This window comes from Streptomyces sp. N35 (assembly GCF_016464295.1).
In the GTDB taxonomy this organism is placed as follows: Bacteria; Actinomycetota; Actinomycetes; order Streptomycetales; family Streptomycetaceae; genus Streptomyces.
On sequence record NZ_JAEIMH010000024.1, the window covers coordinates 63,375 to 89,829 of the forward strand.

28 protein-coding genes and 1 riboswitch are annotated in these 26,455 nt (G+C 70.5%); of the genes, 15 read left to right on the forward strand and 13 right to left on the reverse strand.

Annotation, left to right across the window (positions count from 1 at the left end):
* Nucleotides 1–129 precede the first annotated feature (129 nt).
* Both JAO81_RS15615 and JAO81_RS15620 read left to right on the forward strand, forming a co-directional pair.
* On the forward strand, nt 130–1,083 hold the full coding sequence (locus JAO81_RS15615) for an ROK family glucokinase (protein WP_165333299.1): 954 nt from the start codon (nt 130–132) through the stop codon (nt 1,081–1,083).
* Between the two features lie 69 nt (nt 1,084–1,152).
* Nucleotides 1,153–1,923, forward strand: coding sequence for an endonuclease/exonuclease/phosphatase family protein (locus JAO81_RS15620; RefSeq protein WP_307813402.1), 771 nt, complete (start codon nt 1,153–1,155; stop codon nt 1,921–1,923).
* 90 nt (nt 1,924–2,013) lie between these two features.
* Here JAO81_RS15620 and JAO81_RS15625 read toward each other — a convergent pair whose 3' ends face one another.
* Nucleotides 2,014–2,661, reverse strand: coding sequence for a hypothetical protein (locus tag JAO81_RS15625; RefSeq protein WP_199548455.1), 648 nt, complete (start codon nt 2,659–2,661; stop codon nt 2,014–2,016).
* Nucleotides 2,654–3,439, reverse strand: coding sequence for a carboxylesterase (locus JAO81_RS15630; RefSeq protein ID WP_199548493.1), 786 nt, complete (start codon nt 3,437–3,439; stop codon nt 2,654–2,656). Before JAO81_RS15630 ends, JAO81_RS15625 begins: the two co-directional genes overlap by 8 nt.
* A gap of 201 nt (nt 3,440–3,640) precedes the next feature.
* Here JAO81_RS15630 and JAO81_RS15635 point away from each other — a divergent pair, with 201 nt between their 5' ends.
* From JAO81_RS15635 to JAO81_RS15650, 4 genes are all read left to right on the forward strand, one after another.
* Nucleotides 3,641–4,378: a 1-acyl-sn-glycerol-3-phosphate acyltransferase gene (locus tag JAO81_RS15635; RefSeq protein ID WP_199548456.1), complete on the forward strand. Its 738-nt coding sequence runs from the start codon at nt 3,641–3,643 to the stop codon at nt 4,376–4,378.
* Between the two features lie 40 nt (nt 4,379–4,418).
* Nucleotides 4,419–5,627 (forward strand): MacS family sensor histidine kinase, encoded by a 1,209-nt coding sequence (macS, locus tag JAO81_RS15640; protein WP_199548457.1) that lies wholly within the window; start codon nt 4,419–4,421, stop codon nt 5,625–5,627.
* Nucleotides 5,627–6,307: a response regulator transcription factor gene (locus JAO81_RS15645; protein ID WP_199548458.1), complete on the forward strand. Its 681-nt coding sequence runs from the start codon at nt 5,627–5,629 to the stop codon at nt 6,305–6,307. Before macS ends, JAO81_RS15645 begins: the two co-directional genes overlap by 1 nt.
* Before the next feature lie 180 nt (nt 6,308–6,487).
* Nucleotides 6,488–7,525, forward strand: a complete 1,038-nt coding sequence (locus JAO81_RS15650) for a 6-phosphofructokinase (protein ID WP_199548459.1) — start codon at nt 6,488–6,490, stop codon at nt 7,523–7,525.
* Nucleotides 7,526–7,551: 26 nt separating this feature from the next.
* Here JAO81_RS15650 and JAO81_RS15655 read toward each other — a convergent pair whose 3' ends face one another.
* From JAO81_RS15655 to JAO81_RS43970, 3 genes are all read right to left on the reverse strand, one after another.
* Nucleotides 7,552–8,556 (reverse strand): 2-hydroxyacid dehydrogenase, encoded by a 1,005-nt coding sequence (locus JAO81_RS15655; RefSeq protein WP_199548460.1) that lies wholly within the window; start codon nt 8,554–8,556, stop codon nt 7,552–7,554.
* 138 nt (nt 8,557–8,694) lie between these two features.
* On the reverse strand, nt 8,695–10,650 hold the full coding sequence (locus JAO81_RS15660; protein ID WP_199548461.1) for an anthranilate synthase family protein: 1,956 nt from the start codon (nt 10,648–10,650) through the stop codon (nt 8,695–8,697).
* Nucleotides 10,651–10,750: 100 nt separating this feature from the next.
* Nucleotides 10,751–10,807 (reverse strand): trp operon leader peptide, encoded by a 57-nt coding sequence (locus JAO81_RS43970; protein WP_071528813.1) that lies wholly within the window; start codon nt 10,805–10,807, stop codon nt 10,751–10,753.
* 110 nt (nt 10,808–10,917) lie between these two features.
* Here JAO81_RS43970 and JAO81_RS15670 point away from each other — a divergent pair, with 110 nt between their 5' ends.
* Together JAO81_RS15670 and JAO81_RS15675 are read left to right on the forward strand one after the other, a co-directional pair.
* Nucleotides 10,918–12,270 carry a class II 3-deoxy-7-phosphoheptulonate synthase gene (locus JAO81_RS15670; protein ID WP_199548463.1) on the forward strand — a complete coding sequence of 451 codons (1,353 nt, stop codon included), beginning with the start codon at nt 10,918–10,920 and terminating at the stop codon, nt 12,268–12,270.
* A 144-nt stretch (nt 12,271–12,414) separates the two neighbouring features.
* The gene (locus tag JAO81_RS15675) at nt 12,415–12,672 is read left to right on the forward strand and encodes a bacterioferritin-associated ferredoxin (RefSeq protein WP_199548464.1); all 258 of its coding nucleotides are present in this window, start codon (nt 12,415–12,417) and stop codon (nt 12,670–12,672) included.
* Between the two features lie 25 nt (nt 12,673–12,697).
* Here JAO81_RS15675 and bfr read toward each other — a convergent pair whose 3' ends face one another.
* Nucleotides 12,698–13,177 (reverse strand): bacterioferritin, encoded by a 480-nt coding sequence (gene bfr / locus JAO81_RS15680; RefSeq protein WP_165333289.1) that lies wholly within the window; start codon nt 13,175–13,177, stop codon nt 12,698–12,700.
* Nucleotides 13,178–13,331: 154 nt separating this feature from the next.
* Between bfr and JAO81_RS15685 the strand changes: the two genes are divergently transcribed.
* On the forward strand, nt 13,332–13,955 hold the full coding sequence (locus JAO81_RS15685; protein WP_199548465.1) for a sulfite oxidase-like oxidoreductase: 624 nt from the start codon (nt 13,332–13,334) through the stop codon (nt 13,953–13,955).
* Between the two features lie 21 nt (nt 13,956–13,976).
* Here the strand turns inward: JAO81_RS15685 and JAO81_RS15690 are convergent, their stop codons facing one another.
* From JAO81_RS15690 to thiO, 6 genes are all read right to left on the reverse strand, one after another.
* Entirely contained in the window at nt 13,977–14,495 is a 519-nt protein-coding gene (locus JAO81_RS15690) for a DUF4396 domain-containing protein (protein ID WP_199548466.1), read from the reverse strand.
* An 87-nt stretch (nt 14,496–14,582) separates the two neighbouring features.
* A complete protein-coding gene (locus tag JAO81_RS15695) occupies nt 14,583–15,446 on the reverse strand; it encodes a deoxyribonuclease IV (RefSeq protein WP_199548467.1) in 864 nt (287 codons plus the stop codon).
* A gap of 49 nt (nt 15,447–15,495) precedes the next feature.
* The gene (gene pknB / locus JAO81_RS15700) at nt 15,496–17,424 is read right to left on the reverse strand and encodes a Stk1 family PASTA domain-containing Ser/Thr kinase (RefSeq protein ID WP_199548468.1); all 1,929 of its coding nucleotides are present in this window, start codon (nt 17,422–17,424) and stop codon (nt 15,496–15,498) included.
* A 194-nt stretch (nt 17,425–17,618) separates the two neighbouring features.
* A complete protein-coding gene (locus tag JAO81_RS15705) occupies nt 17,619–18,413 on the reverse strand; it encodes a thiazole synthase (protein ID WP_199548469.1) in 795 nt (264 codons plus the stop codon).
* A 5-nt stretch (nt 18,414–18,418) separates the two neighbouring features.
* Nucleotides 18,419–18,619, reverse strand: coding sequence for a sulfur carrier protein ThiS (gene thiS / locus JAO81_RS15710; RefSeq protein WP_307813405.1), 201 nt, complete (start codon nt 18,617–18,619; stop codon nt 18,419–18,421).
* A gap of 29 nt (nt 18,620–18,648) precedes the next feature.
* Nucleotides 18,649–19,812 carry a glycine oxidase ThiO gene (gene thiO, locus JAO81_RS15715; RefSeq protein WP_199548471.1) on the reverse strand — a complete coding sequence of 388 codons (1,164 nt, stop codon included), beginning with the start codon at nt 19,810–19,812 and terminating at the stop codon, nt 18,649–18,651.
* A riboswitch (TPP riboswitch) is annotated at nt 19,810–19,920 on the reverse strand. (Overlaps the previous gene by 3 nt.)
* Before the next feature lie 79 nt (nt 19,921–19,999).
* Here thiO and JAO81_RS15720 point away from each other — a divergent pair.
* From JAO81_RS15720 to JAO81_RS15745, 6 genes are all read left to right on the forward strand, one after another.
* Nucleotides 20,000–20,314, forward strand: a complete 315-nt coding sequence (locus JAO81_RS15720; protein WP_199548494.1) for a hypothetical protein — start codon at nt 20,000–20,002, stop codon at nt 20,312–20,314.
* Nucleotides 20,315–20,365: 51 nt separating this feature from the next.
* Nucleotides 20,366–21,592, forward strand: a complete 1,227-nt coding sequence (locus JAO81_RS15725) for an NAD(P)/FAD-dependent oxidoreductase (RefSeq protein ID WP_199548472.1) — start codon at nt 20,366–20,368, stop codon at nt 21,590–21,592.
* 96 nt (nt 21,593–21,688) lie between these two features.
* Nucleotides 21,689–22,069, forward strand: a complete 381-nt coding sequence (locus JAO81_RS15730; RefSeq protein WP_199548473.1) for an Rv2175c family DNA-binding protein — start codon at nt 21,689–21,691, stop codon at nt 22,067–22,069.
* A gap of 161 nt (nt 22,070–22,230) precedes the next feature.
* The gene (gene thiE / locus JAO81_RS15735) at nt 22,231–22,896 is read left to right on the forward strand and encodes a thiamine phosphate synthase (protein WP_199548474.1); all 666 of its coding nucleotides are present in this window, start codon (nt 22,231–22,233) and stop codon (nt 22,894–22,896) included.
* Nucleotides 22,897–23,007: 111 nt separating this feature from the next.
* Nucleotides 23,008–23,928 carry a methylenetetrahydrofolate reductase [NAD(P)H] gene (gene metF, locus JAO81_RS15740; protein WP_199548475.1) on the forward strand — a complete coding sequence of 307 codons (921 nt, stop codon included), beginning with the start codon at nt 23,008–23,010 and terminating at the stop codon, nt 23,926–23,928.
* 51 nt (nt 23,929–23,979) lie between these two features.
* Nucleotides 23,980–24,900 carry a hypothetical protein gene (locus tag JAO81_RS15745; RefSeq protein WP_199548476.1) on the forward strand — a complete coding sequence of 307 codons (921 nt, stop codon included), beginning with the start codon at nt 23,980–23,982 and terminating at the stop codon, nt 24,898–24,900.
* A gap of 94 nt (nt 24,901–24,994) precedes the next feature.
* Here the strand turns inward: JAO81_RS15745 and JAO81_RS15750 are convergent, their stop codons facing one another.
* On the reverse strand, nt 24,995–26,443 hold the full coding sequence (locus JAO81_RS15750; protein WP_199548477.1) for an NAD(P)/FAD-dependent oxidoreductase: 1,449 nt from the start codon (nt 26,441–26,443) through the stop codon (nt 24,995–24,997).
* Nucleotides 26,444–26,455 lie beyond the last annotated feature (12 nt).

Below are 26,455 nucleotides of genomic sequence, written 5' to 3' on the forward strand. Positions count from 1 at the left end.
GCGGCGGGGCCCCCCCGCCCGCCCCCCCCCCCGCGGCGGGCGGGGGGGGGGGGGCCCGCCAAGGCGCCTCCCGCGTTCCCCTCGGATAGGCTGGGCAGCAGCGGGGCTCGACCGAAAACTGAGGGACACATGGGACTCACCATCGGCGTCGACATCGGCGGCACCAAGATTGCGGCCGGCGTGGTCGACGAGGAAGGCACGATCCTTTCCACCTTCAAGGTGCCGACTCCCAGCACACCCGAGGCCATCGTGGACGCGATCGCCTCGGCCGTGGAAGGCGCGCGAGCCGGTCACGAGATCGTGGGCGTGGGCATCGGCGCGGCCGGATACGTCAACCGCCAGCGCTCGACCGTCTACTTCGCGCCGAACATCGACTGGCGCCACGAGACGCTCAAGGAGAAGGTCGAGGGCCGCGTCGGCCTCCCGGTGGTCGTGGAGAACGACGCGAACGCCGCGGCCTGGGGCGAGTACAAGTTCGGTGCGGGCAAGGGGCATCGCAACGTCATCTGCATCACCCTCGGCACCGGTCTCGGCGGCGGCATCATCATCGGCAACAAGCTGCGCCGCGGACACTTCGGCGTGGCCGCCGAGTTCGGCCACATCCGGATGGTCCCGGACGGTCTGCTCTGCGGCTGCGGCAGCCAGGGCTGCTGGGAGCAGTACGCCTCCGGCAGCGCCCTGGTGCGGTACGCGAAGCAGCGCGCCAACGCCACCCCGGAGAACGCCGAGTTGCTGCTCTCCCTGGGCGACGGCACCCCGGAGGGCATCGAGGGCAAGCACATCTCGATGGCGGCCCGCCAGGGCGATCTGGTCGCGGTCGACTCCTACCGTGAGCTGGCCCGTTGGGCCGGCGCCGGTCTGGCCGACCTCGCCTCGCTCTTCGACCCGTCCGCGTTCATCATCGGCGGCGGTCTCTCGGACGAGGGCGAGCTCGTGCTCGACCCCATCCGCAAGTCGTACAAGCGCTGGCTCGTGGGTGGCAACTGGCGCCCGCAGGCCGAGGTGATCGCGGCCCAGCTCGGCAACAAGGCGGGCCTCGTGGGCGCCGCCGACCTGGCGCGGGAGCCCGACCCGGTCATGTGATTCCTCGCGTATGGCCGTCGCCCGCCGTGTTCCGTACAGGACCGGCGGGCGCTGTCATATCGTGGCCCGGTGACCGGACAGTCCCAGCCCATCTCGCTGCCCAACTCCCGTACGGAACCGGATGGTTCGGCCGTCGTCAGGGTGCTCTCGTACAACATCCGCTCGATGCGCGACGACACCGCCGCGCTCGCCCGGGTGATCCGCGCCTGCGACCCCGACCTCGTCCTCATCCAGGAAGCCCCGCGCTTCTTCCGCTGGAACAAGAAGCTCGCCCGTCTCGCCAAGGCCTCGAACCTGGTGATCCTCGGCGGCGGCGCACCGGCCGCGGGGCCGGCGCTGCTCTGCTCGATGCGGGCGACGGTCGAGCGCACCGAGGACGTGCTGCTTCCGCTGACGCCCGGTCTGCACCGCCGCGGCTTCTCGACCGCGGTCGTTCGCTTCGGCGGCGCCCGGCTCGGTGTCCTGAGCTGCCATTTGTCCCTGCAGACCGACGAACGCTACGACCAGGGCGGGATGCTGCTCGACCGGCTCGCCGGCATGGGCGTGGAGCACACCGTGGCGGGCGGTGACCTCAACGACAAGCCGCACGGCCGTACGTTCAAGCTGCTCGCGGGCGCGCTCCAGGACTGCTGGGCGACGAAGCCCTGGGGCGGCGAGTACACGTCCGAGCCCGCCACGCCGCGCCAGCGCATCGACGCGATCTTCGCCTCGCGCGGCATCGAAGTCCTCGGCTGCGGCGTCCCGTTGGGCCACGCCGGCATCACCGAAGCGGACCTCCTCGCCGCCACGGACCATCTGCCGCTGCTGGCCGCCCTCAGGGTTCCCGCTGTTTCAGGTTGATGCGGCACACGAAGGGCCCGTACCGCAACAATCCGGTACGGGCCCTTCGTACGGCCAGGAAGTGCAGGCAGGAAGTACGGCCAGGAACCCTCAGACGACCGCGCCGCGCCCCGGGTCCTCGTCCTCGTCGTCGCCGTCCCCCATCCGCATCACCAGCGTCGCGAAGCCGCCCAGGAAGCCGCCGATGCCCAGCGTGGTGAGCCACCACGTCATCGGCCAGCCGAGCAGGATCGCGAGCAGCAGCAGCACAGGGCCGCCGATCACCGCGAGCCAGGCGAACTTGGCCGTTGTATCGGCCTCCGGGAGCGGCGGCGGCTCCGGCGGTACGAAGTGGCCCTCGTCGCTCTCGTCCAGATCGTCGTCCGAGGACTCGGCCACGTCATAGTCCCGCGGCCCCACGCCGGGAGCGAAGACGATCGAGCTGCCCACCGGCTTGTCCGGACCCGCGCGGGCGGGCCCCCGCTCCTGCTCGGCCTCCTCCGCCTCCGCGACCAGGCCCGCGAGGTCCTCGACGGACTTGAAGGGCTTGGCACCCGGCGGATCGGCCGGCTGCGCGCCGTATCCGGCGATGATCGCGGCCCAGGCCGCGTCCTCGTCCAGCGGCGCGGGCTCGGGACCCTGCGCCTGGGGCGACTTGGCCAGCGGATCGCGCAGGGCAGCGTCGTTCCGGTCCTGCTGCTCCTGCTCGTCGTGGTCCTCGCGGCTCTCGTCGCGGTCCGCCGCTTCGTGCTCAGCCACCGGCCGTCGTACCTTCCCGGGAATCCTTCGCGTCGGATGCGAGCCGGTCGACGAAGGAGACGCTCTCCTCGAAGATCCGGTCCGCGTCATGGTCCAACGTCGCGACGTGGTAGCTCTGTTCCAGCAGGATCTCGGTGACGTCCGTGGACGAGACGCGGCCGAGGATACGGGCCGAGTCGGCCGGCGCGACCACATGGTCCTGCGGGCTGTGCAGGAGCAGCAACGGCTGCGTGACCTGCGGCAGTTCGGCGTCGACCAGGCGGGAGAACCGCCGCAGCGAGTGCGCCGCGTGCAGGGGCACCCGGGTGTAGCCGAGCTCCTCGGAGCCCTCCTTGGCGATATCGCTGACGACACCCTTGGTGGAGCGCACGAAGTGCCGGGCGACCGGAAGGGCGAAGGCCATCGGGTCGTGCATCTTGTTGAACGGGTTCACCAGGACGATCCCGCTGATCGCGTCGCCGTGCTTGGCCGCGAGCCGCAGCGTCAGGGCGCCGCCCATCGACAGACCGAAGACGAAGACCTGCGCACACCGCTCGCTCAGCGCGCGCAGCTCGCGGTCCACCTCCGCGTACCAGTCCTGCCACCCGGTCAGCGCCAGGTCCTGCCAGCGCGTGCCGTGCCCGGGCAGCAGCGGCAGGGAGACCGTCAGGCCGCGCGCGACCAGGTGCTCCGCCCACGGGCGCAGCGACTGCGGAGTACCGGTGAAACCGTGGCAGAGCAGGACGCCGACCTCGCCGCCTTCATGGCGGTACGGCTCGGCTCCGGGGAGGACCGGCACCATCGGTCTCCTTCTTGAGGCAGGCTCCGGCACGGTGGGGCCGGAGTCGGGTCGGGAGGTTGCGTTCACGGTACGCGACCGGACCGACACCGACCAGGGCCGTTGTCACCCGGCGCAGCGGCACGGCCGCCCGTTGCCGGGAAGGAGCGCAGGCCCGGCACGGGTTAAGGTCGACGTGACGATACGAGAAAGGCACCTGCGTTGATCTACGGGTTCATGAAGCTCACCGTCGGCGGGAGCCTGAAGACTGTGTTCCGCCCCTGGGTCGAGGGGCTCGAGAACATCCCGGCCGAGGGGCCCGCGATCCTCGCGAGCAACCACCTGTCCTTCTCGGACTCCTTCTTCCTGCCCGCGGTGCTCGACCGCCGGGTGACCTTCATCGCCAAGGCCGAGTACTTCAACAGCCCGGGCGTGAAGGGCAAGCTCACGGCCGCCTTCTTCAAGGGCATCGGCCAGCTCCCGGTGGACCGCTCGGGTGCCCGCGGCGCCGGTGAGGCCGCGATCAAGAGCGGTATCGACGTCGTCGAGCGCGGCGAGCTCTTCGGCATCTACCCCGAGGGCACCCGCTCCCCGGACGGCCGTCTCTACCGCGGCAAGCCCGGCGGTCTCGCCCGGGTGGCGCTGGCCACGGGGGCGCCGGTGATCCCGGTCGCGATGATCGACACCGAGAAGATCCAGCCGCCCGGCAAGGTGATGCCCAAGCTGATGCGCCCGGGCATCCGGATCGGCAAGCCGCTGGACTTCAGCCGCTATCACGGCATGGAGGGCGACCGGTTCATCCTCCGTTCGGTGACGGACGAAGTGATGTACGAAATCATGAAGCTGTCCGGCCAGGAGTACGTGGACATGTACGCGACGGCCGCCAAGCGGCAGCTCGCGGACGAGGCCAAGAAGAAGGCGGAGCTGGCCAAGGCCGCGGGCAAGGCCAAGGAAAGCTAGACGCGCGAACGGTCCGCCAGGACCGCTGGGGGCGGGGGAGATGGCCAAGCGCGAACGCGTGATGCGCATGTCGGTGGAGCTGCCGCTGTGGCGCGCCCTGACGGCGTACCGGGTCGGCACGATGGTGTACGCGATCGGCCTCTTCGTCGCCGCGTACGAGAAGTTCCACCGGCCCTGGGTCGCGATCGTCTATTTCGCCGTACTCGCGGTCTGGACGCTCGCCACCCTGCGCTTCGTCGCGAACGCCGCGGCCTGCACCAAGCGCTTCCTGGTCACCGACCTGACCATCTCCCTCACCGGCATCCTGCTCACCCCGGTCGCCGACTCCGCCCAGCGGATCGCGGGGGAAGGGCCCACGCTCCCGTCGATCTGGACCGCCGGCGCCGTCCTCGCGTACGCGCTCAAGGGCGGCTGGCGCTGGGCGGCCGTCGCCTCCGCCCTGGTCGGGGTCGCGAACATCGTCCAGCGGGGTCACCCCAGCCAGGACACCCTGCACAACGTGCTGCTCGTCTGGGTCGCCTCCATAGCGATCGGATACGTGGTGGAGGTCGCCCGGGCCTCCGAGCGCACCCTGGCCCGTGCGCTGGAGATCGAGGCGGCGACCCGTGAGCGGGAGCGGCTCGCGCGCGACATCCATGACAACGTGCTCCAGGTCCTCGCCATGGTCCAGCGCCGGGGCACCGCACTCGGCGGCGAGGCGGCCGAGCTCGGACGGATGGCCGGCGAGCAGGAGGTCGCCCTGCGCACCCTGGTCGCGGGCGGACTCCTTCCCGCGTCCCGGGTCTCGGAGGATGCGCAGCAGGGGGCATTTGTCCGGATGGTCGAGGAACCCGACGACGATCCGGACGACCTTCCGAGGGACATCCGCACCTTGCTCTCCCCGTATGCGGGCTCCCGTGTCACCCTCTCCGAACCGGGCGCACCCGTGCTGCTCGCTCCGGCCGCGGCGCGGGAGCTGGCGGCGGCCGTCGGTGCGGCACTGGACAATGTCCGGATGCACGCCGGCGAGGACGCGCGGGCCTGGATCCTCGTCGAGGACTGGACGGACGAGGTGATCGTGACGGTGCGCGACGACGGCCCCGGCATCCCCGAGGGCCGGCTCGACCAGGCCGAGGGGGAGGGCAGGCTCGGAGTGGCGCTGTCGATCCGCGGCCGGCTGCGCGATATCGGCGGCACCGCCGAGCTGATCTCGGTACCCGGGCAGGGTACGGAAGTAGAACTGAAGGTCCCACGGGGGAAGGCGAGTTGATGAGCGAACAGCAACAGAGCGACCAGATCAAGGTCATGGTGGTCGACGACCATCCGATGTGGCGCGACGCGGTGGCCCGCGATCTGGCCGAGTCCGGCCTGGACGTGGTGGCCACGGCGGGCGACGGCGAACAGGCGGTACGCCGCGCCAAGGCCGTCGCGCCCGACGTGCTGGTCCTCGACCTGAACCTGCCGCTCAAGCCCGGCGTCCAGGTGTGCAAGGAGCTCGTGGGCGCCAACCCCAAGCTGCGCGTCCTGGTCCTCTCGGCGAGCGGTGAGCATGCGGACGTCTTGGAGGCGGTCAAGTCCGGAGCGACGGGCTACCTCCTCAAGTCGGCCTCCACCGAGGAGCTGATCGACGCGGTCCGCCGCACCGCGGTCGGCGACCCGGTCTTCACCCCCGGCCTCGCGGGCCTGGTCCTCGGCGAATACCGCCGCCTCGCCTCGGAACCGGCCCCGTCCAACACGGACGAGCCCAAGGCCCCCCAGCTCACCGACCGCGAGACCGAAGTCCTGCGCCTGGTCGCCAAGGGCCTCAGCTACAAGCAGATCGCCGAACGCCTGGTCATCTCCCACCGCACGGTCCAGAACCACGTCCAGAACACCCTGGGCAAACTGCAGCTCCACAACCGCGTGGAGCTGGTGCGGTACGCGATAGAGCGCGGTCTGGACGACGAGTAAGGCCGCGCACGGGGACCGGACATGCCCGGTCACCTACCGACGCCGTCCCCTCGTACGAGTGAAAGCGACTGATCAACTCCCAAGGTCCTCAAGGGATTTGGCGCCCTCGACACCGTGAAGTGACCTGGATCACCATTAGCGTGACGAGTCACACAGCGAACGTGGCGAAGGGACTTCCCCATGGGGGCCAAGAAAATCGGCGTGCTGACCGGTGGCGGCGACTGCCCCGGGCTCAATGCCGTCATCCGCGGCATCGTCCGCAAGGGTGTCCAGGAGTACGACTACGACTTCGTGGGCTTCCGTGACGGCTGGCGTGGACCGCTCGAAGGCGACACCGTGCCGCTCGACATCCCCGCCGTACGCGGCATCCTGCCCCGCGGCGGCACGATCCTCGGCTCCTCCCGGACGAACCCGTTCAAGGAGGAGCACGGCGTCCGCCGGATCAAGGAGAACCTCGCCAAGTACGAGGTCGACTCCCTGATCGCGATCGGCGGCGAGGACACCCTCGGCGTCGCCGCGAAGCTCACGGACGACTACGGCATCCCGGTCGTCGGCGTACCCAAGACCATCGACAACGACCTGAGCGCCACCGACTACACCTTCGGCTTCGACACCGCCGTCGGCATCGCCACCGAGGCGATCGACCGGCTGCACACCACCGCCGAATCGCATATGCGCGTCCTCGTCGTCGAGGTCATGGGCCGGCACGCGGGCTGGATCGCCCTGCACTCGGGCCTCGCGGGCGGCGCCAACGTCATCCTCATCCCGGAACAGCGCTTCGACGTGGACCAGGTCTGCGCCTGGGTCACCTCGCGCTTCAAGGCCTCGTACGCACCGATCGTGGTGGTCGCCGAGGGCTCGATGCCCAAGGACGGCGACATGGTCCTCAAGGACGGGACGCTCGACTCCTTCGGCCATGTCCGGCTCTCGGGTGTGGGCGAGTGGCTGTCGAAGGAGATCGAGAGGCGCACCGGCAAGGAGTCCCGCACCACGGTGCTCGGCCACGTCCAGCGCGGCGGCACCCCGAGCGCCTTCGACCGCTGGCTCGCCACCCGCTTCGGACTGCACGCCATCGAGGCGGTACGGGACGGGGACTTCGGCAAGATGGTCGCGCTGAAGGGCACGGACATCGTGCGCGTCCCGATCGCCGAGGCCACGGCGAAGCTCAAGACCGTGAACCCCGAGCTGTACAAGGAAGTCGGGGTCTTCTTCGGCTGAGGCGTACTGCGGGCCGGCTCCGCGGATCAGCTCTTCGGCGCGGCGGGAACCAGGACGTTCTCGCCGCGCTTGCCCGCCTGGTAGTCGAGGACGTTCTGCAGCGTCGTCTCGATGATCTGGTTCAGCGCGTCCTCGGTGTAGTACGCCTGGTGCGAGGTGACCACGACGTTCGGGAACGTCAGGAGGCGGGCAAGGACGTCGTCCTCGACGCCCTGGATCGACTTGTCGAAGAAGAACAGGCCCGCCTCGGCCTCGTACACATCGAGCCCGACGCCCGTGAAGCGGCCCTTGCGCAACTCGTCGACCAGCGCCTCGGTGTCGATGAGGCCGCCGCGGCTGGAGTTCACCAGGATCGCGTCGTCCTTCATCTCGCCGAGCACGTCGGCGTTGATGATGTGCTGCGTCGCGGGCAGCAGCGGCACATGCAGGCTGATCAGATCGGACTCGGCGAAGAGCTGGTCCTTCTCGACGTACTTCATGCCGAGCTCCAGACAGGCCGGGTTCTGGGCGACGTCCCAGCCGAGCAGGTTCATGCCGAAGCCGTGCGCGATCCGGGTGAAGGCCTCACCGATCTTGCCGGTGCCGAGCACCCCGACCGTACGGCCGCGCATATCGCGGCCCATCAGGCCCTCGAGCCGGAAGTCGAAGTCGCGGGTGCGGTTGGAGGCGCGCACGATGCGGCGGTTGACCGCCATCGCGAGGGTCCAGGCGAACTCGGCGACCGAGTACGGCGAGTAGTACGAGACCCGCGCGACGGTCAGGCCGAGGCGCTCGGCCACCTCCAGGTCGATGTGGTTGAAGCCGGTGGAGCGCGTGGCGATCATCTGGGTGCCGCCGGCGGCCAGGGTCTGCAGGACCCGGCTGCTGACATTGGCGTTGACGCTGACCGTGATGATCTCGTAGCCCGCGGCGATCGGCGCTGTGTCCTCGGTGAGGAACACGTCCAGGCAGCGGACCTCGTGGTGTCCTTCGAAGGCCTTCTCGATGAGCGGCTTCTCGTCGGCCTGCACGCCGAATGACAGGATTTCCACGACTGCTCCCAGGAGATGCGGCTTCTGGCTGATGCGGCTTCCGGCCTGCGCCGATGTGTGGCGTCTGGCCCGATAAGCGCGAATATACGGCGGTCCAAGCCCCTGCGCCCCTGGGGCCGGGACCGTCCGTACACCGCCTCAGACCCGGACCGTGGCCCGCACCGACTCGACGAGCTCCCGCACCACGGCGGCCCCGCGCAGCGTCAGGACCGACTCCGGGTGGAACTGCACCCCGGCGAACCCGGGCCCGCGCAGCGCGTGCACCTCACCGGTCTCAGCGGTCCGGCTCACCTCGATCCCGTGCGCCGAGAGCTCGGCCGCCGTATCGGAGTCGCACACCGCTGTGAAGCTGTTGTAGTAGCCGACCGTCTCGGGCCGGCCGAACAGCACGATCCGCGTCTGCGCCCCCTGGTACGGCACCTGCTTGCGCACGATGTCGAGCCCGAGCTCGGCGGCGATCAGTTCATGGCCGAGGCAGACCCCAATCAAGCAGGGGCGGCCCGAAGGGCCTCGTTGAGGGGTGGGGGTCGGGCGACGGGCGGGCCCGTGCCGGTGGCCGCGTACGAGATCGGCGGTGAGTGCGCGCAGGAAGCGCATCTTCGGGTCGGCGGCGTCCGAGGGGTCGCCGGGGCCGGGCCCCAGGACCACGGGCCCCTGGTGCGAGAGCGCCGCCGCCCGCACCCCGGGCTCGTCGTAGCGCCGCACCGTGACCGACAGGCCGCAGGAGCGCAGCACATGGGCGAGCATCGCCGTGAAGGTGTCCTCGCCGTCGATCACGAGCGCGTGCCCGCTCAGCTCACCGGACCGCTCCTGCATCCGCAGCCAGAACGGCGCGAGCGACCTGCGCCGCGAGTCCAGCGCCTCCTGTACGCGGGGATCGTCGCCGAGCCGGGGACGGGACCGCTCGGCGCGCGGGCGTCCGGGGCGCACCCCGAGCGCGGCCAGGACCCCGGCCGCCTTGGCGTGCGTCTCGGCCACCTCGTTCGCCGGTACGGAATCCCGTACGAGTGTGGCGCCGACCGGGACCCGCAGGCGGCCGTCCGCCGCGATGTCCGCGGTGCGGATCAGGATGGGGGAGTCGAGGGTCTGCGCGCCGACAGCTCCTTCCCGCCCACCGCGCCCTGCGTCCCGGCCGATCAGGGCGAGGGCGCCCGCGTAGTAGCCGCGGCCGCCTTCCTCGTGGCGCCGGATGACGCGGCAGGCGTTCTCGACCGGTGAGCCCGTGACGGTCGCCGCGAACAGCGTCTCCTTGAGTACCTCGCGCACATCGAGGCTGGACTTCCCGCGCAGCTCGTACTCGGTGTGCGCGAGATGCGCCATCTCCTTCAGACGCGGTCCGACGACGACCCCGCCCTGGTCGCCGACGGTGCACATCATCTTGAGCTCCTCGTCGACCACCATCGACAGCTCGGCGCGCTCCTTGGCGTCGGCGAGGAAGGAGAGCAGCCCGTCCGCGGTTGGGCCCTCGGCCGGGTAGCGGTAGGTGCCGCTGATGGGGTTCATCACGACCGTGCCCCCGCTCATCCGCACATGGACCTCGGGGCTGGCGCCGACCAGGGTGCGCTCACCGGTATGCACGACGAACGTCCAGTACGCACCGCGCTCGCCGTCGAGCAGCCGCCGGAAGAGCGCCAGCGCGTCGGCCCGCGAGAAGCCGTCGATCTCCCCCTCGTACGTCCGCCGGATCACGAAGTTCGCGCCCTCGCCCCGCCCGATCTCGTCCCGGATCACCCGCTCCACGATCCCGGCGTACGTGTCGTCGTCGATGTCGAAGCCGCCGCCCCGCACCCGTACGTCATGCGCCGGCAGCTGGGCGAGGGCCTGGTCCAGGCTCATCTCGTACGACTCCCGCGCGACCAGGTACGACAGCGGGGTGCCGTCGTCCGTGACCTCGAAGCCGCGCTCGCGGATCTGCCGGAAGGGGACGAGCGCGAGCAAGGGGAGCTCGGTATCGGGGAGTTCGCCGAGGTGCGCGGCCTCGCGCACCTCTCCGGTCAGGATCTCGACGGTGTCGTGGTCACGGCCGGGGGTGCGGCGGCGGAGCAGGGCGAAGGGGGTCGCCGAGTCGATAAGTCGGCTGAGGCGGTCGTCCATGGCATGGGTTCCTTCCGGAGCGGATCTCGGAGAGGAACGGCCTCGGACACACAAAAAGGCCGCCCCTCGGGCGGCCTTCGCGAGTCTTGGGAACGCGCAGTCAGTGGGCCGCCGGATGAGCGGTCCACCACCAGTTCTGGGTCGAATGCGCGAACATGGGGCTGACCCTAGCGCATGTTCCGCGGCACGCAGTCCGCCCTTGGGACGTTCGTCTCACAAAGTGGGCGGGGGAATGGGCAGGGGCACGGACCCCGTAATGTTGACGAGGTGACCGTGAACGCTAAGACCACCGCAAACGGTGGCAACACCTGGCGAGACCTTCCCGCGGCGCAGCAGCCCACGTACCCCGATGCCGAGGCTCTGCGCGATGTGATCGCGGACCTCGAGTCGTATCCGCCGCTCGTCTTCGCGGGCGAGTGCGATCAGCTGCGCAACCGGATGGCCGCTGTGGCCAAGGGCGAGGCGTTCCTGCTGCAGGGCGGCGACTGTGCCGAGGCCTTCGACGCCGTGTCCGCCGACCACATCCGCAACAAGCTCAAGACGCTGCTCCAGATGGGCGCCGTCCTCACGTACGCGGCCTCCGTGCCGGTCGTGAAGGTGGGCCGGATCGCCGGCCAGTACTCGAAGCCGCGCTCCAAGGACACCGAGACCCGCGACGGCGTGACCCTGCCGACCTACCGCGGCGACTCCGTCAACGGCTTCGACTTCAACGAGGCGGCCCGCGTCCCGGACCCCGAGCGTCTGAAGCGGATGTACCACGCGTCCGCCTCGACGCTGAACCTCGTGCGCGCCTTCACCACCGGCGGCTACGCCGACCTGCACCAGGTGCACGCCTGGAACCAGGACTTCGTGAAGAACTCGCCGTCGGGCCAGCGCTACGAGCAGCTGGCGCGGGAGATCGACAACGCGCTGAAGTTCATGCGTGCCTGCGGCACCGACCCGGCCGAGTTCCGCACCGTCGAGTTCTACTCCTCGCACGAGGCGCTGCTTCTCGACTACGAGTCGGCGCTGACCCGCGTCGACTCGCGTACGGGCCGTCTGTACGACGTCTCGGGCCACATGGTCTGGATCGGTGAGCGTACCCGTCAGCTGGACGGCGCGCACATCGAGTTCGCCTCGAAGATCCGCAACCCGATCGGCATCAAGCTGGGCCCGACGACCACTCCGGAGGAGGCGCTCACGTACATCGAGCGCCTGGACCCGGACCGCGAGCCGGGCCGGCTGACCTTCATCGTGCGGATGGGCGCGGACAAGATCCGCGACAAGCTCCCCACCCTGGTCGAGAAGGTCACCGCCTCCGGTGCCCAGGTCGCCTGGATCACCGACCCGATGCACGGCAACACCTACGAGGCGGCCTCGGGCCACAAGACCCGCCGCTTCGACGACGTCCTCGACGAGGTCAAGGGCTTCTTCGAGGTGCACAAGGCGCTCGGCACGCACCCGGGCGGTATCCACGTCGAGCTCACCGGTGACGATGTCACCGAGTGCGTGGGCGGCGGCGACGAGATCTTCGTCGACGATCTGCACCAGCGCTACGAGACGGCCTGCGACCCGCGCCTGAACCGCAGCCAGTCCCTTGACCTGGCCTTCCTTGTCGCGGAGATGTACCGGGACCAGTAAGGCGCGGCACGTACGACACGCCTGTGGGGCGCGGATCCTTGTGATCCGCGCCCCACAGTGCTTTTGCACGCTGGTCGCGACGGGTAAGGTTAGGTTAGCCTCACCGATCATCGGGGGAGCGCAACCTGATCCTGTCGTCGGGAGGTGAACGGCGTGTACGTCTGCTCGTGCTTCGGTGTCACGGAGCAGCAGGTCAAGCAGCACGCTGACGCCGGCGCCTGCACTCCGCGGCAGATAGCCTCCGCGTGCAAGGCCGGCACGGACTGCGGTTCCTGCGTACGTCGCATCCAGGCCATCCTCGGCCGGGGCAACTGCCCGCGCCGTGACCTGGTCGACCAGGGCAAGCCCGCACTCGCTTCGGCCGTGGAACTGGACGCCGTCGAGCTGGACGAAGCCGCCTGACGCACCCCGTCCGGCCCGTGCGGGCTCAGGCCTCCGGCTGCTCGATCAGCTGCGCGATGTAGAGCGGCTCGCCGAGCTTCTCGATCAGCTCCAGCTGTGTATCGAGATAGTCGATGTGGTGCTCCTCGTCCTCGAGGATCGACTCGAAGATATTCGCCGAGGTCACATCGCCCTTCGCGCGCATCACGTCGATGCCCCGCTTGAGCCGGTCGATGGCCTCGACCTCGACCTGTCGGTCCGCCTGGAACATCTCGGTGACCGTCTGTCCCACGCGTACATGGAAGAGGCGCTGATAGTTCGGCAGCCCGTCCAGGAACAGAATCCGGTCGGTGAGCACCTCCGCGTGCTTCATCTCGTCGATCGACTCGTGCCGCGTGTATTTCGCGAGCTTCGTCCAACCGAAGTTCTCCTGCATTTTGGCGTGCAGGAAGTACTGGTTGATGGCCGTGAGCTCGGCGGTCAGCTGCTCATTGAGAAATTCGATGACCTCGGGGTCGCCCTGCATCGCAGAGGCTCCTTCCAAGTGCTGGACTGGGCAGGTGCGCCGCATCCTTGCACCGGGTTTCTGGGCCGTCCAGTAAGTGCATGCTTAGTAGGAGTTGCCCGAATCGGTGCAGACCTGGTCACGTCCACCCTCCGTGGGCTGTCATCATGGAGACATGGGTCAGCCGGATAGCCGCGTCACGGAGCAGAACGAGCTTCCTCCGGGGCAGCGGCTGCAGCGGGGCTGGCCGGTCACCCATTACGGGCCCGTACCGAAATTCCGGCCGGAGCGCTGGGAGTTCAGGGTCTTCGGGGCCACCGCCGACGGCGAGAAGCGCTGCTGGACCCATGAGGAGTTCGGTGCCCTGCCGTACGCCACGGTCCTCGCCGATCTGCACTGCGTCACCAAATTCTCGGTGCTCGGCGCCGAATGGGGCGGCGTCCCCGCGCGCGCCGTGCTCGAGCTCGCGCCGCCCGCGCCCGATGTCACCCATGTGATGGTCTGGGCCGAGTACGGCTTCAGTTCCAACCTGCGGATCTCCGACTTCACAGCCGAGCAGACGATGTTCGCCACGCACCGCGGCGGCGAGCTGCTCACCGCCGAGCACGGCTTTCCGCTGCGGCTCGTCGTCCCGCATCTGTACGCCTGGAAGGGCCCCAAGTGGGTCCGCGGCATCGAGTACATGACCGCCGACCGCCGTGGCTTCTGGGAGGAGCGCGGCTATCACAACATCGGCGATCCCTGGCGCGAGCAGCGCTACTCGTACCAGGAAGAGCCCGGGGACGGCCCCGAGCTCTGATCCTGGCTGTTCGGCCGGTGCTCAGTGGTACTGGTGCACCACCGCGTGTCCCTTGCCGCGGCCGATCAGCCACTTGTTGACCGGGGTCGTGACCAGGAAGGCGACCGCGAAGGCGAAGGCCAGGGCGCCCCAGAAGAGTGCGTCGCTCAGATGCGCCTCCATCGCGCCCGGTACGGCGAGCAGGACGCCGTTGTCGACGATCTCCATCACCGTGATCGACAGGGTGTCGGCGGCGAGCGCGACACCGATCGCGGCCCTGAGCGAGAGGCCGGCGCGGACGACCGCGAACAGCGTGAGCGAGTAGCCGAAGAAGAAGGCCAGCGTGATGGCCAGGACCATCGTGGGCGCGGTGCCCCAGCCGAGCGCGGTACCGATGATCATGCCGAGCACCTCGCCGATGGCGCAGCCGGTGAGGCAGTGCAGCGTGGCCTTGGCCGCCATGGCCCAGGAGACCTTGCCGTGGCCGGTGTGGCTGCCGCCGTGTCCGGCGTGCTGGTGGTGCGCGTGTGCTGCGTGCGACTCATGCGTCTCGTGCTGCATGGCTGATGGCCCCCAACGTCAGGTAGCGGTTCCTGCCGACAGCAAGAACCGTATACCCCCCTGGGGTATTCCCTCAAGGGTTTTGGATCAGCTCTCCCTCAGCTTCTTCAGGAGCTCCACATCGGCGGTGTGGCCCGACTGCCCGCCCGGCGTCTCGATGATCAGCGGCACGCCGTCCATCTCGGGGTGCCGCATCAGCGCGCGGAACGCTTCCTCGCCGATATGGCCCTGGCCGATGTTGGCGTGCCGGTCCTTCTTGGCGCCGACCACGTCCTTGGAGTCGTTGGCGTGGACCAGCTTGAGGCGGCCCTCGCCGACCGTCTCCACCAGCTGGTCGAGGGTCTGGTGCATGCCGTGCGGCCCCGTGAGGTCGTGGCCCGCGGCGAAGACATGGCAGGTGTCCAGGCAGATGCCGAGCTTGGGGTGGTGGCCGAGCGCATCGAAGTACGGGCCGAAGTCCCAGGTCCGCGAGCAGATCGAGTAGCCCTGGCCCGCGGTCGACTCCAGCAGGAGGTACGGATCGTCCTCGTGCGTGAGCTCGTCGAGGAGCGGCCGCATGTACCGGCGTACCTGGTCGAGAGCCTCCGCCCGGTCGCGGCCCATCGTCGCGGAACCCGTGTGCACCACGACGCCGAGCGCGCCGATCTCCCGGCCGCGGCGCAGCGAGTGGCGCAGCGAGTCCACCGACTTCTCGACGGTCTCGGGGGAGTGCGAGCCGAAGTTGATCAGATACGGGGCGTGGATGTACGCCGGGATCGACTCGGCCGCGCAGGCCGCGCGGAAGGCCTCGTCCTCGGCGGGGCTGCCGGGCGGGGTGGCCCAGCCGCGGGGGTTGGCGACGAAGACCTGGACGGTCTCGCAGCCCAACTCCCGTGCGTACGCGAGGCCTTTGGAGGAGAGCCCGCCGGCTACAGGGACATGGCTGCCGACGGGGTTACGAGGGATCTGCACGCCGTCCAGGGTGTCACGACGAGGGTGGCACTCCGGACGGCGTTCACCTTCAGCGGATCTTGATGGTGATCGTCGATCCCTTGGCGGCTTCCTCGCCGCCCTCGACCGACTGGCTGTCGACCGTGTCGCCGAACAGGCCGAGCAGACCCCGGTCCTCGTCGACCTCGAAACCGGCCGCCGTGAGCTTGTCCTTGGCCTCGTCGACCTTCAGGCCGACGACGTCCGGGACCTCGATCATCTCGGGGCCCTTGGAGAGCGTCAGGGTGACGGTGTCGCCCTCGCCGAGCGAGGCGCCGCCGCCGGGCGACTGCTCGCCGACCAGGCCCTTGTCGTGCTCGGAGTGGACCGGCTGCTCGGCGATCTCGACCTTGAAGCCGTCCTGTTCGAGCTCGTCGCGCGCCTCTTGCGGTGTCTTGCCGGTGACGTCGGGCACCTCGAGTGGCTCGCCCTTGCTCACGGTCAGCGCGACGGCGGTGCCGGACTGACGCTGTGTACCGGAGGTCGGGCTGGTGCGGATCACATCGCCGCGCTTGACTTCGTCGCTGAACTCGCGGGTGACCGTGCCCGGTTCGAGCCCGGCCTTCTGGAGCTCCTTCTTCGCCTCGGCGAGCGGCGTCCCGCTGACATCGGGGACGCGCACGATGCGCTGCCCGAGCGAGACGGTCAGGGTGACCGTGCCGCCCTCGCGGATGCGCCGGCCGCGGTCCGGGTCGGTGTCCATCACCTGGCCGCGGTCGTACGAGGCGCTGTACTTCTTGCGCACCTCGTCGTTCACCTTCAGACCGGCGTCCTGCAGCGTCTTGCGCGCCTGCGCCTCGGTCTTGGAGAGCACGCCCGGGACCTGGGTGAACTGGCCGGAGTTGATGTACCAGACGCCCGCACCGATGCCGAGCGCCAGGATCACGGCCGCGATCACCGTGTACAGACCGCGCCGCGGACGCTGCATCCGCGCAGGCGCGACCGGTCCGGGCGGCGGAGGCGGCATCTCCAGGCGGCTGGTGCGGTGGATCCCCTCCTGGGCGGGCGCCGGCTGCGGTACGGAGGTGACCGCGCGCGGGATCACGCTCGTACGGTCCTCGGAGTTGATGTGCGCGTCCTCGACGGCGGCCGGCGGTACCGCGTCCAGCTGGGCCTCGGTGAGCGCGGCGCGCGCCGTACGGGTCTGGCCGAGCAGCGCGACCGCGTCGTACGGGCGTACCTCGGGCGTACGGGCGGTGGCGAGGGCCACCAGCTCGTCGAGGTCGACGGGCAGGCCCGGCACGGAGGCGGAGGGCGGCGGGATGTCCTCGTGCAGATGCTTGTAGAGGATCTGCGCGGGCGACTCACCGGTGTGCGGCTTGGCGCCGGTGAGCATCTCGTAGAGCACGACACCGCAGGCGTACACATCGACGCGGGGATCGGCGACACCGCGCTCGATCTGCTCCGGGGCGAGATACGAGACGGTGCCGAGGACGGTGCCCGTGGTGTTCGTCACGGTGTCCACGGACCGTACGAGACCGAAGTCGGCGACCTTGACCCGGCCGTCGTCCCCTATCAGGACGTTCTCGGGCTTCATGTCCCGGTGCACGAACCCCGCGCGGTGCGCGGCACCGAGAGCGGCGAGCACCGGCTCCAGGATGTCGAGCGCGGCGCGCGGCCGCAGGGCGCCGCGCTCGCGTAGCACGTCGCGCAGGGTGCAGCCCGCCACGTACTCCATCGCGAGATAGACGTACGCGCCCTGGGCGCCCTGGTCGTAGACGGCGACCACATTGGGGTGCGCGAGCCGGGCGACGGACTTGGCCTCGCGGATGAAACGGTCGACGAAGGCGGCGTCGGCGGCCAGCGCCGGATGCATCACCTTGAGCGCGAGCACGCGGTCGAGGCGGGTGTCCACGGCCCGGTAGACCGTGGCCATCCCGCCCACCGCGATCCGGGCGTCGATCCGGTACCGGCCGTCGAGCACCTGCCCGACGAGAGGGTCCTGAAGGGTCGTGTCCACGCGCCGAGTGTACGAGCCGTGGCTTGGAGGGTTGCCTGGTTGGGGGAGGTGCAGCGGTTCTGAAGCCGAGCTGTGACGGAGGGGTGTGGGGGCGCAGCCCCCCACGAGTGCCCTGGGTCACGCCGGCCGCAACGATCTGAGCAGCCGGACAGGCGCGCGGGGGTGTGGGGGCGGCAGCCCCCACGAAGAGGCGCTCAGAACGCCGGCCGCTCCGGATCCAGCCGGGCCCGCCCCTGCATCGGCGACGACGCCTGCGCGAAGTGCCGGCGGGGGATGCGCCCCGCGCGGTGGGCGAGGCGACCGGCCTCCACCCCGTGCCGCATCGCCTCCGCCATGAGGACCGGCTCCTGGGCCCGGGTCACCGCGGACGCCAGCATCACCGCCGAGCATCCCAGCTCCATCGCGAGCGCCGCGTCCGAGGCCGTGCCGGCGCCCGCGTCGAGGATCACGGGGACGCCCGCGTTCTCCACGATCAGCTGGAAATTGTGCGGATTGCGGATGCCGAGGCCCGAACCGATCGGGGAGCCGAGCGGCATGACCGCCGCGCAGCCCACGTCCTCGAGCTTGCGCGCGAGCACCGGATCGTCGTTCGTGTACGGAAGGACCGTGAAGCCGTCGTCGACGAGGGTCTCGCAGGCTTCCAGGGTCTCCACCGGATCCGGAAGGAGTGTGCGCTCGTCCGCGATGACCTCGACCTTCACCAGGTCCGTGCCGAGGGCTTCGCGCGCGAGCCGGGCCGTGAGCACCGCCTCGCCGGCCGTGAAACAGCCCGCCGTGTTCGGCAGCACCTCGATGCCGAGCTTGCTCAGGACCGAGAGCACCGAGCCCTTGGTGCCGGGGTCGACCCGGCGCATGGCCACGGTCGTCAGCTCCGTACCCGAGGCGGCCAGGGAGCGTTCGAGCACATCGAGGCTGGGCGCCCCGCCCGTGCCCATGATCAGCCGTGAGGAGAAGGTCCTCGACCCGATGACGAGAGGATCGTCGGCCATGTTCCTCAGCCTCCCTGTACTGCGGTCAGGACCTCGACGCGGTCGCCGGCGGACAGCGCCGTGCGCCGCCACTCGCCGCGCGGCACGACGGTCTCGTTGAGCGCCGCGGCCACGCCGGACGGCGCGGCGGTGACGGCGGCGATCAGGGCGTCGAGCGTGGTGCCGTCGGACACCGCCCGCGTCTGTCCGTTCACGTGCACTGCGATCTCGCTCATACGGGCTGCTCCTGACTCGCTCATACGGCCTGCTCCTGAAGGGCGCCGAAACGCTTGGGACTGAAGGGCCGTACGTCCTGGGGGAGTTCCCCGGTGGTCAGGGCGTGCGCCATCGCGTCGCCCGTGACGGGCGTGAGCAGCACACCGTTGCGGTGGTGCCCGGTGGCGAGCAGCAGGCCCGGCAGCTGGGTCGGGCCGATCAGCGGCGCGTTGTCCGGTGAGCCGGGACGCAGACCCGCGCGGGTCTCCACCAGGGGCAGCTCGGTGATCCCCGGGAGCAACTCGTGGGCGTCCCGCAGGAGTTCGTACACCCCGCCGGCGGTGACCGTCGTGTCGTAGCCCTGCTCCTCGCTGGTGGCGCCGATGACCAGCTCGCCGTTCTCGCGCGGGACCAGGTACACATCGCTGCCGCGGACCACCGCGCGTACGGTGCGCTGCAGGAAGGGTGCGTACGCGGGCGGTATCCGCAGCCGGAGCACCTGCCCCTTCACGGGCCGCACCGGCACGGAGACCGGCAGCCCCGCGAGCAGCCCGCTGTGGCTGCCACCCGCGAGCACCACCTGCTCGGCGGCGAGTTCGGTGCCGTCCGCGAGGACGACTCCCGAGGCCCTCTCCCGTACGAGCAGAAGTCGCTCGGCCCACTGCCGGTGGAAGCCGACGCCGGCCCGCTCACACGCGACGACCAGGGCCTTCGCGAGCCGCCGCGGATCGATCTGGTGGTCGTCGTCGGCCCGCAGACCACCGCGCACCCCGGGCGCGAGCATCGGCTCGAGGCGTCGGCACTCGCGGCCCGAGAGCCACTCGGAGGCGAGCCCCGAGCGCTGCTGCAGGGCGTGCACCTCGCGCAGATGGGCGCGGTCGTCGGCGTCGAGTGCGACCGAGAGCGTGCCGCAGGAGCGGTAGCCGAGCTGTTCGCCGGCGGCCTCGGTGAGCTCGGCGACGAAGGACGGATAGCGCGCGGCGGAGGCCAGGTTGAGGGCGAGCAGGGTCTCCTCGCCGTAGTGCAGTTCGGTGACGGCGGCGAGCATTCCGGCCGCGACCTGCGCGGCGCCGCCACCGGGAGCCGGGTCCACGACCGCGGTGCGCAGCCCCTGCTGCGCGGACCGCCAGGCCGTGACCAGGCCGATGATGCCGCCGCCCACCACGACGACGTCGGACGGCACTTTCGAAGACAGCTGTGACATGGGCGTCCAGCCCCTCCCTTCGCCGGCATGACCCGGATCAGGTTCATACGGTCGGAGGCCGCCGCCTCCCTCTCAGCCCGGCACGTCCGGGCTCCCGCGAGTGCTTTACGCCTGCCACCATAGCCCGACGCGTCAACGCTCTTGAAGGGAGCAGCCCGTGACCGCCCGCTCGCTCGAAGGCCTCGTGATGGCCCCGGTGGAGGACCAGGCACCAGGTCAGGTGGGTACGCGGACGCGGTTCGCGTATCACGAGCAGGACGGCGTGATCTGGGCTTCGTACGCGGGTGGCGACGTCGTACGGGGTGAGCTGGTCGGGTCGCGGGACGGGGACGTACTGGACTTCCGGTACGTGCAGTTGAGGACGGACGGGGAGACGGCGTCCGGGCACTGTGTGTCCCGTATCGAGGAACTCCCCGACGGACGGATCCGGCTGCGGGAGACCTGGGAGTGGGAGTCGCGGTCCGGCAGGGGCACCAGCGTTGTGGAACAGGTCACGTCCTGACCTGTGACTTCCCATCTTCCTGACGGTTCGTCAGTTGTTTAGGGTGAGCGGATGAGCGAGCAGCGGGAGGTACCTGTGGGGCAGCGTCGCGTGGTAATCGTCGGGGCCGGGATGGCCGGTGTGCAGACGGCGGTGGCCCTGCGGGAACAGGGCTTCGACGGGCCGGTCACCCTGATCGGCGCCGAACCGCACCAGCCGTACGACCGGCCGCCGCTGTCCAAGGCGGTGCTGCTCGGCAAGGCCGAGGGCTCGGCCTTCGAGGTGGACTTCGAATCCCTCGGTGTGGAGCTCCGGTTGGGCCGCGAGGTCACGGGGCTGCGCGTCGAGGCGCATGAACTCGACACCGCGCAGGGGCCCGTGCCGTACGACGTCCTGGTCCTGGCCACGGGAGCGGAACCGCTGCACCTGCCGGGCGCTTCGGGCATCCCCGGCGTGCACCTGCTGCGCACGCTCGACGACGCGCAGCGGCTGCGCCCCGTGCTCGCCGAACAGCACGACATCGTGGTGGTGGGCGCCGGCTGGATCGGCGCGGAGTTCGCCACGGCGGCCCGGGACGCGGGCTGTGCGGTCACGGTGGTCGAGGCCGCGGACCGCCCGCTGGCCGGGGCGCTGCCGGCCGAGGTCGCGGCGCCGATGACGGCTTGGTACGCGGAGTCGGGCGCCGTGCTGCGCACCGGCGCCCGCGTCCAGGCGATCGAGGAGGGGGCCGTCCTGCTGTCCGACGGCACCCGGGTGCCGGCCGGTGCGGTGGTCGTCGGGATCGGCGCCCGCCCGGCCACGTCCTGGCTGGCGGGCTCGGGCATCGAGCTCGGCCCGGACGGGGCGGTCGTCGCGGACGCCTCGCTGCGCACCTCCGCCCCGGATGTGTACGCGGTCGGTGACTGCGCCTCGTTCCCGTCGGCGCGCTACGGGGCCCGCCTCCTGGTCCACCACTGGGACAACGCCCTTCAGGGCCCGCGTGCGGTGGCCTCCAACGTGATCGGTACGCAGCCGGCGGTCTACGACCCGGTCCCGTACTTCTGGTCCGAGCAGTTCGGCCGCTTCGTCCAGTACGCGGGCCACCATGGGTCGGCGGACCGGCTGGTGTGGCGGGGCGACCCGGCGACCCCGGCGTGGTCGGTCTGCTGGCTGCGGGGCGGGGTCCTGGTCGCGGTCCTGGCGGTGGGCCGGCCGCGCGACCTGGCGCAGGGGCGGAAGCTGATCGAGGCGGGGGCGGTCCTGGACGCGGACAGGGCGGCGGATGCCTCGGTGCCGCTCAAGAGCGCGGTGGTGAAGTAGTCCCTCGGCGGAGCAGCCCGCCCGCGAGGGCGCAAAAGCCATCCGTCCGGGATACCGAACAGTCACACGCGCCCCAAATCATGGCACCCTTGTTCCGTGACCGAGATTGACGCAAAGATCGAAGCTCTCGTCCCTGCGTGGCTGAACCTCCCCGAAATCGCCGAAATGTTCGGCGTCGAGGTGACGCGTGTGCGACAGCATGTGAAGGAAGGCCGGCTGGTCGCCGTACGCCGCGGTGAGAACAACGCGCTGTACGTGCCCGCCGCCTTCATCGACGGCAATGCCGAAGACGGATGGAAGATCGTCAAGGGCCTGCCCGGGCTCGTGACCCTGTTGCGGGACGACGGTTTCTCCGACGAGGAGATGCTGGAGTGGCTCTTCACGCCGGACGACACCCTGCCCGGCACCCCCGCGCAGGCCCTGAGCGAGAATCGCGGCACGGAGGTGAAGCGCCGAGCCCAGGCGCTCGCCGTCTGACAGGCGCCGAGCCCAGCGCTCGCCGTCTGACAGCCGCGCTCGCCGGCCAGTGACGCGCACACGGCCGCCGTAACAAGCAACAGGCATACGGGCCCCGGGACCGGGACCGCCGCGAGGCACCCCGGTCCGGGGCCCGTGCGCCGCGAAACAGGGGGGATCTCATGAACGCCACCGCAGGAACGACGGGGACGCCGCGCGAACAGCTCGCCGATGCCCGGCTCTACCTCTGCACCGACGCCCGCAAGCGTCAGGGCGATCTCCCCGAGTTCCTCGACGCCGTGCTCGGCAGCGGGGTCGACATCGTGCAGCTGCGCGACAAGGGCATGGAGGCCGCCGAGGAGCTCGAGCACCTCGCCGTCTTCGCGGACGCCTGCCGCCGGCACGGCAAGCTGCTCGCCCTGGACGACCGCGCCCGCATCGCCCCCGCCGCCCGCGCCCGCGTCCTCCCTCTCGGCCAGGGCGACCTGCCGGTCCCCGCGGCCCGCGCGATCCTCGGCGAGGACGTCCTCATCGGCCGCTCCACGCACGCCGCGTCCGAGGCGTCCGCCGCCGCGGAGCAGCCCGGCGCCGACTACTTCTGCACCGGCCCCTGCTGGCCCACCCCCACCAAGCCCGGCCGTCACGCGCCCGGCCTCGACCTGGTGCGCCACACCGCCGAACTCGCCGCGGACCGCCCCTGGTTCGCCATCGGCGGGATCGACCTGGGCAACCTGGACGAGGTGCTCGAGGCGGGCGCGAGCCGGGTCGTCGTCGTCCGCGCGATCACCGAGGCCGACGATCCGGCCGCCGCGGCCGCCGAGTTCGCCAAGCGCCTGCGTACGGCATAGCGTCGGCGCTTTCGTATGACAACTGTCCGATGGGTGGACGGAAAACCGGCATTCCTGGCATAACAGCCGCTCGCGGTTGGGGCGCGGAGCCGTGGTGACTACCCTGCGCCTATGGCCCTCGGTACCGCTTCCACCAGGATGGATCGCGCGCGCACGGTGCGCGAGATGCTCGCGACCGGCAAGACCACGTACTCCTTCGAGTTCTCCGCGCCCAAGACCGAGAAGGGTCAGCGGAATCTGTGGACTTCGCTGCGCCGGGTCGAGGCGGTCGCCCCCGACTTCGTCTCCGTCACCTACGGCGCCGGCGGTTCGACCCGCGCGGGCACGGTCACGGAGACCCAGCAGATCGTCGCGGACACCACGCTCACGCCGGTCGCGCATCTGACCGCCGTGGACCACTCGGTGGCCGAACTGCGCAACATCATCGGCCAGTACGCCGACGCCGGGATCAGGAACATCCTCGCGGTCCGCGGTGACCCGCCCGGCGACCCGATGGCCGAGTGGGTCAAGCACCCGCGGGGTCTGACCTACGCGTCCGAACTGGTGCGGCTCATCAAGGAGTCCGGCGACTTCTGCGTCGGCGTCGCGGCCTTCCCCGCCATGCATCCGCGCTCGCCCGACTGGGATGCGGACGTACGGCACTTCGTGGACAAATGCCGTGCGGGCGCCGACTATGCGATCACCCAGATGTTCTTCCACCCCGAGGAATATCTGCGCCTGCGCGACCGCGTCGAAGCGGCCGGCTGCGAGACGCCGATCATCCCGGAGATCATGCCGGTGACGAGCGTGCGGATGCTCGAGCGCCTGCCGCAGCTCAGCAACGCCGAGATTCCCGCCGGACTGAAAGAGCGGATCCTCACATCCAAAGAGGACGCCGCGGCTGTACGCTCCATTGGCATCGAGTTCGCGACGGAGTTCTGTGCTCGGCTCCTTGCCGAGGGAGTGCCCGGTTTGCACTTCATCACGCTCAACAACTCCACGGCGACCCTGGAAATCTACGAAAATCTGGGCCTGCACCACCCGCAGGCCTGAACCGGCACAGCCGCACACCCCTACGCGGCGGGCCGTAGGAGAGGGGCGTACATGGGCTGGACGGTCCTCTACATCGCGTTCGGACTGGTCGCGCTGTGGCTGCTCGGTGAAGTGCTGCTGCAGTACAAGGCGCGGCTGCGCTGGCGCCTGCTCGCCTTCGGCGGATTCCTCGGCGTCGTGCTCGGTGTGCTGATTCCCTCGGTGTACGTGATCGGGGCGGGCGCCATCGCGTTCGCCATCGGTCAGACGTATGTGACCCTCTCGTTCCGCCGCGGCTTCTCCACGGGCTGGGCGATCGGCGGCAACCCGGGGGAGAGCCGCCGCCGCAGGGGCGTGGTGGAGCAGGACCCGACGCTCGAGGTCTCGGACCTGGAGTACGAGGCGGAGTACCGCGAGGACGGCAGTGAGGGCCGCGACGGCCGGGACTCCGGCTACGACGACCGCGACCAGGGTTACGGCAACGACGGTTATGCCCCGCAGCCGGCCTCCGTCTACGCGCCCGAGCCGCTGCCCGACGACACCGGCAGCTACGGCATCTACGACACCGGGTCCCATGCGTACCCGCAGCAGCCCGCTGCCGCGGCGGCCGCGGCCGGCTCGGCCGACTCGTCCCCGTACGGCTATGACGCGTACAACAACGGCTACGACCAGCAGAATTACGGGTACGACCAGCAGGGCCAGCAGAGCTACGCGGCCTACTCGGACCCGTACATCGGCACACAGTCCTACGACACCGGCCAGTACGACACGTACGGCGGCGGGCAGCAGGGCTATGACACCGGGCAGTACGCCCAGTACCAGCAGGGCGGTTACGGCGACAGCACCCCGCCCGGCGGTGTGTGGGTGCCGCAGCAGCGCAACGGTGACGAGACGCTCGCCGGGGGCCTGCCGCCCGAGCAGCCGGCGTATCCGCCGTACAACCCGGAGGGGTACGACACCGGGTACAACGAGCAGCAGCCGTACCGCTACTGAGTTCCGGCGCACCGAGGGCAGAGCGTCCCGCTCTCCGCACAGGTTCAGGTAACCCGGGGTTTCCGGGGGCTCCTATTCGTCGCCCCCGGCAAGCTCACTGCGAGCCCCGGAAGTCCGGCCCTTCGACGATCAGGCCCGCGACCAGGGCGCCGGACATCCCGGCATGCGGCAGTCCGCCACCGGGGTGGGCCCAGCCGCCGGCCCGGTAGAGGCCGGGCAGACGGGTCGTGTTCGACGGGTGGAGGTAGCGGGCGCCGGCGCCGGCCAGTGAGGGGTGGGGGACCGGGCCGTGGGTCCGGATCTCGCGCCACAGCAGGCGGTCGCGCAGTCCGGGGACGGCCTGCTCCGCGACGGTGATCATCCGGTCGGCGAACTCCTCGGCGTCGGCGACCTTGTGCGCGACGGCGGTCAGGACCACCGATTCGTGCTCGGCGTCGGGCACCAGAGCGGGATCGCCGGGCCTCAGTACGGTCACTGTCGGACGTACCCCGGGCCCGAACTCGCCTGCCAGGGCGGCGAGTTCGGCCTTGCGGTCGGGGGTGTGGACGACGGTGCGATGTACGGCGTCGCCTTCCCGCGCGCCGCTGAGGGCCAGCAGCACGGTGAAACGGCCGGGACGCGCTCGTGCCGTGTCGAGCACGGCGTCCTGCCGCGGGTCGTGCAGGGACTGGCCGGTGAGCGCCTCGGGGTCGACGCCGGCGACCACGAACTCGGCTTCGCGCACGCTGCCGTCCGCGAGCTCGACCCCGGCCGCGCGCCCGTCCTTCTCGACGATGCCGACGACCTCGGCACCGAACGTGAACTCCACCTTCCGCTGCAGGCACCGCTCGTACACGGCAGTCGCGAGCTCGCGGATGCCGCCGCGTACGTACCAGGTCCCGAAGGCCTGCTCCATGTACGGCAGCACGGCGGCGCTCGCGGGTGCGGTGCGCGGATCGAGCCCGTACGCGAGGATGGAGCTCTCGACGAGGGCGATGAGCCGGGGGTCGGCCAGCTCGTGCCGCATCGCCTCGGCGAAGGTGGGCGGCCGCTTGCGGAGGAGGCCGCTTCTGCGGACGGCGGGATACGGGTCCCGCTCGCCGAGCACCCGCCAGTCCTCCCACAGCGGCTCCTCGAGCAGCGGGCGGCGGGCGCGGTCCCAGGCCTCGCGGGCCCGGTTCAGGAACTGGGCCCAGCGCTCGCCGGTTGTGGTGCCGAGTGCCGCCTCGATGGCGTCGACGGTGCCGGCACGGGAGGCGTTGGGTACGCAGAGGTCGGTGCCGTCGGCGAAGAGGTGCCGGACGGCGGGGTCGACCTGGACAAGGTCGACGCAGTCCTCCAGGGGCTGCTTGCCGGTCTTGATGAACAGGTCGCGGTAGACGGCGGGCAGCGGGAGCAGCCCCGGTCCCGTGTCGAAGCCGAACCCGTCACGCTCGAAGCGCCGCACGGCCCCGCCGTACGTCTCCGCGCGCTCGAACACGGTGACGCGGTGGCCCGCGACGGCCAGCCGTGCGGCGGCTGCCATCGCCCCCATACCCGCGCCGATCACCACGATGTGTGCCATGCGGGGAGGGTA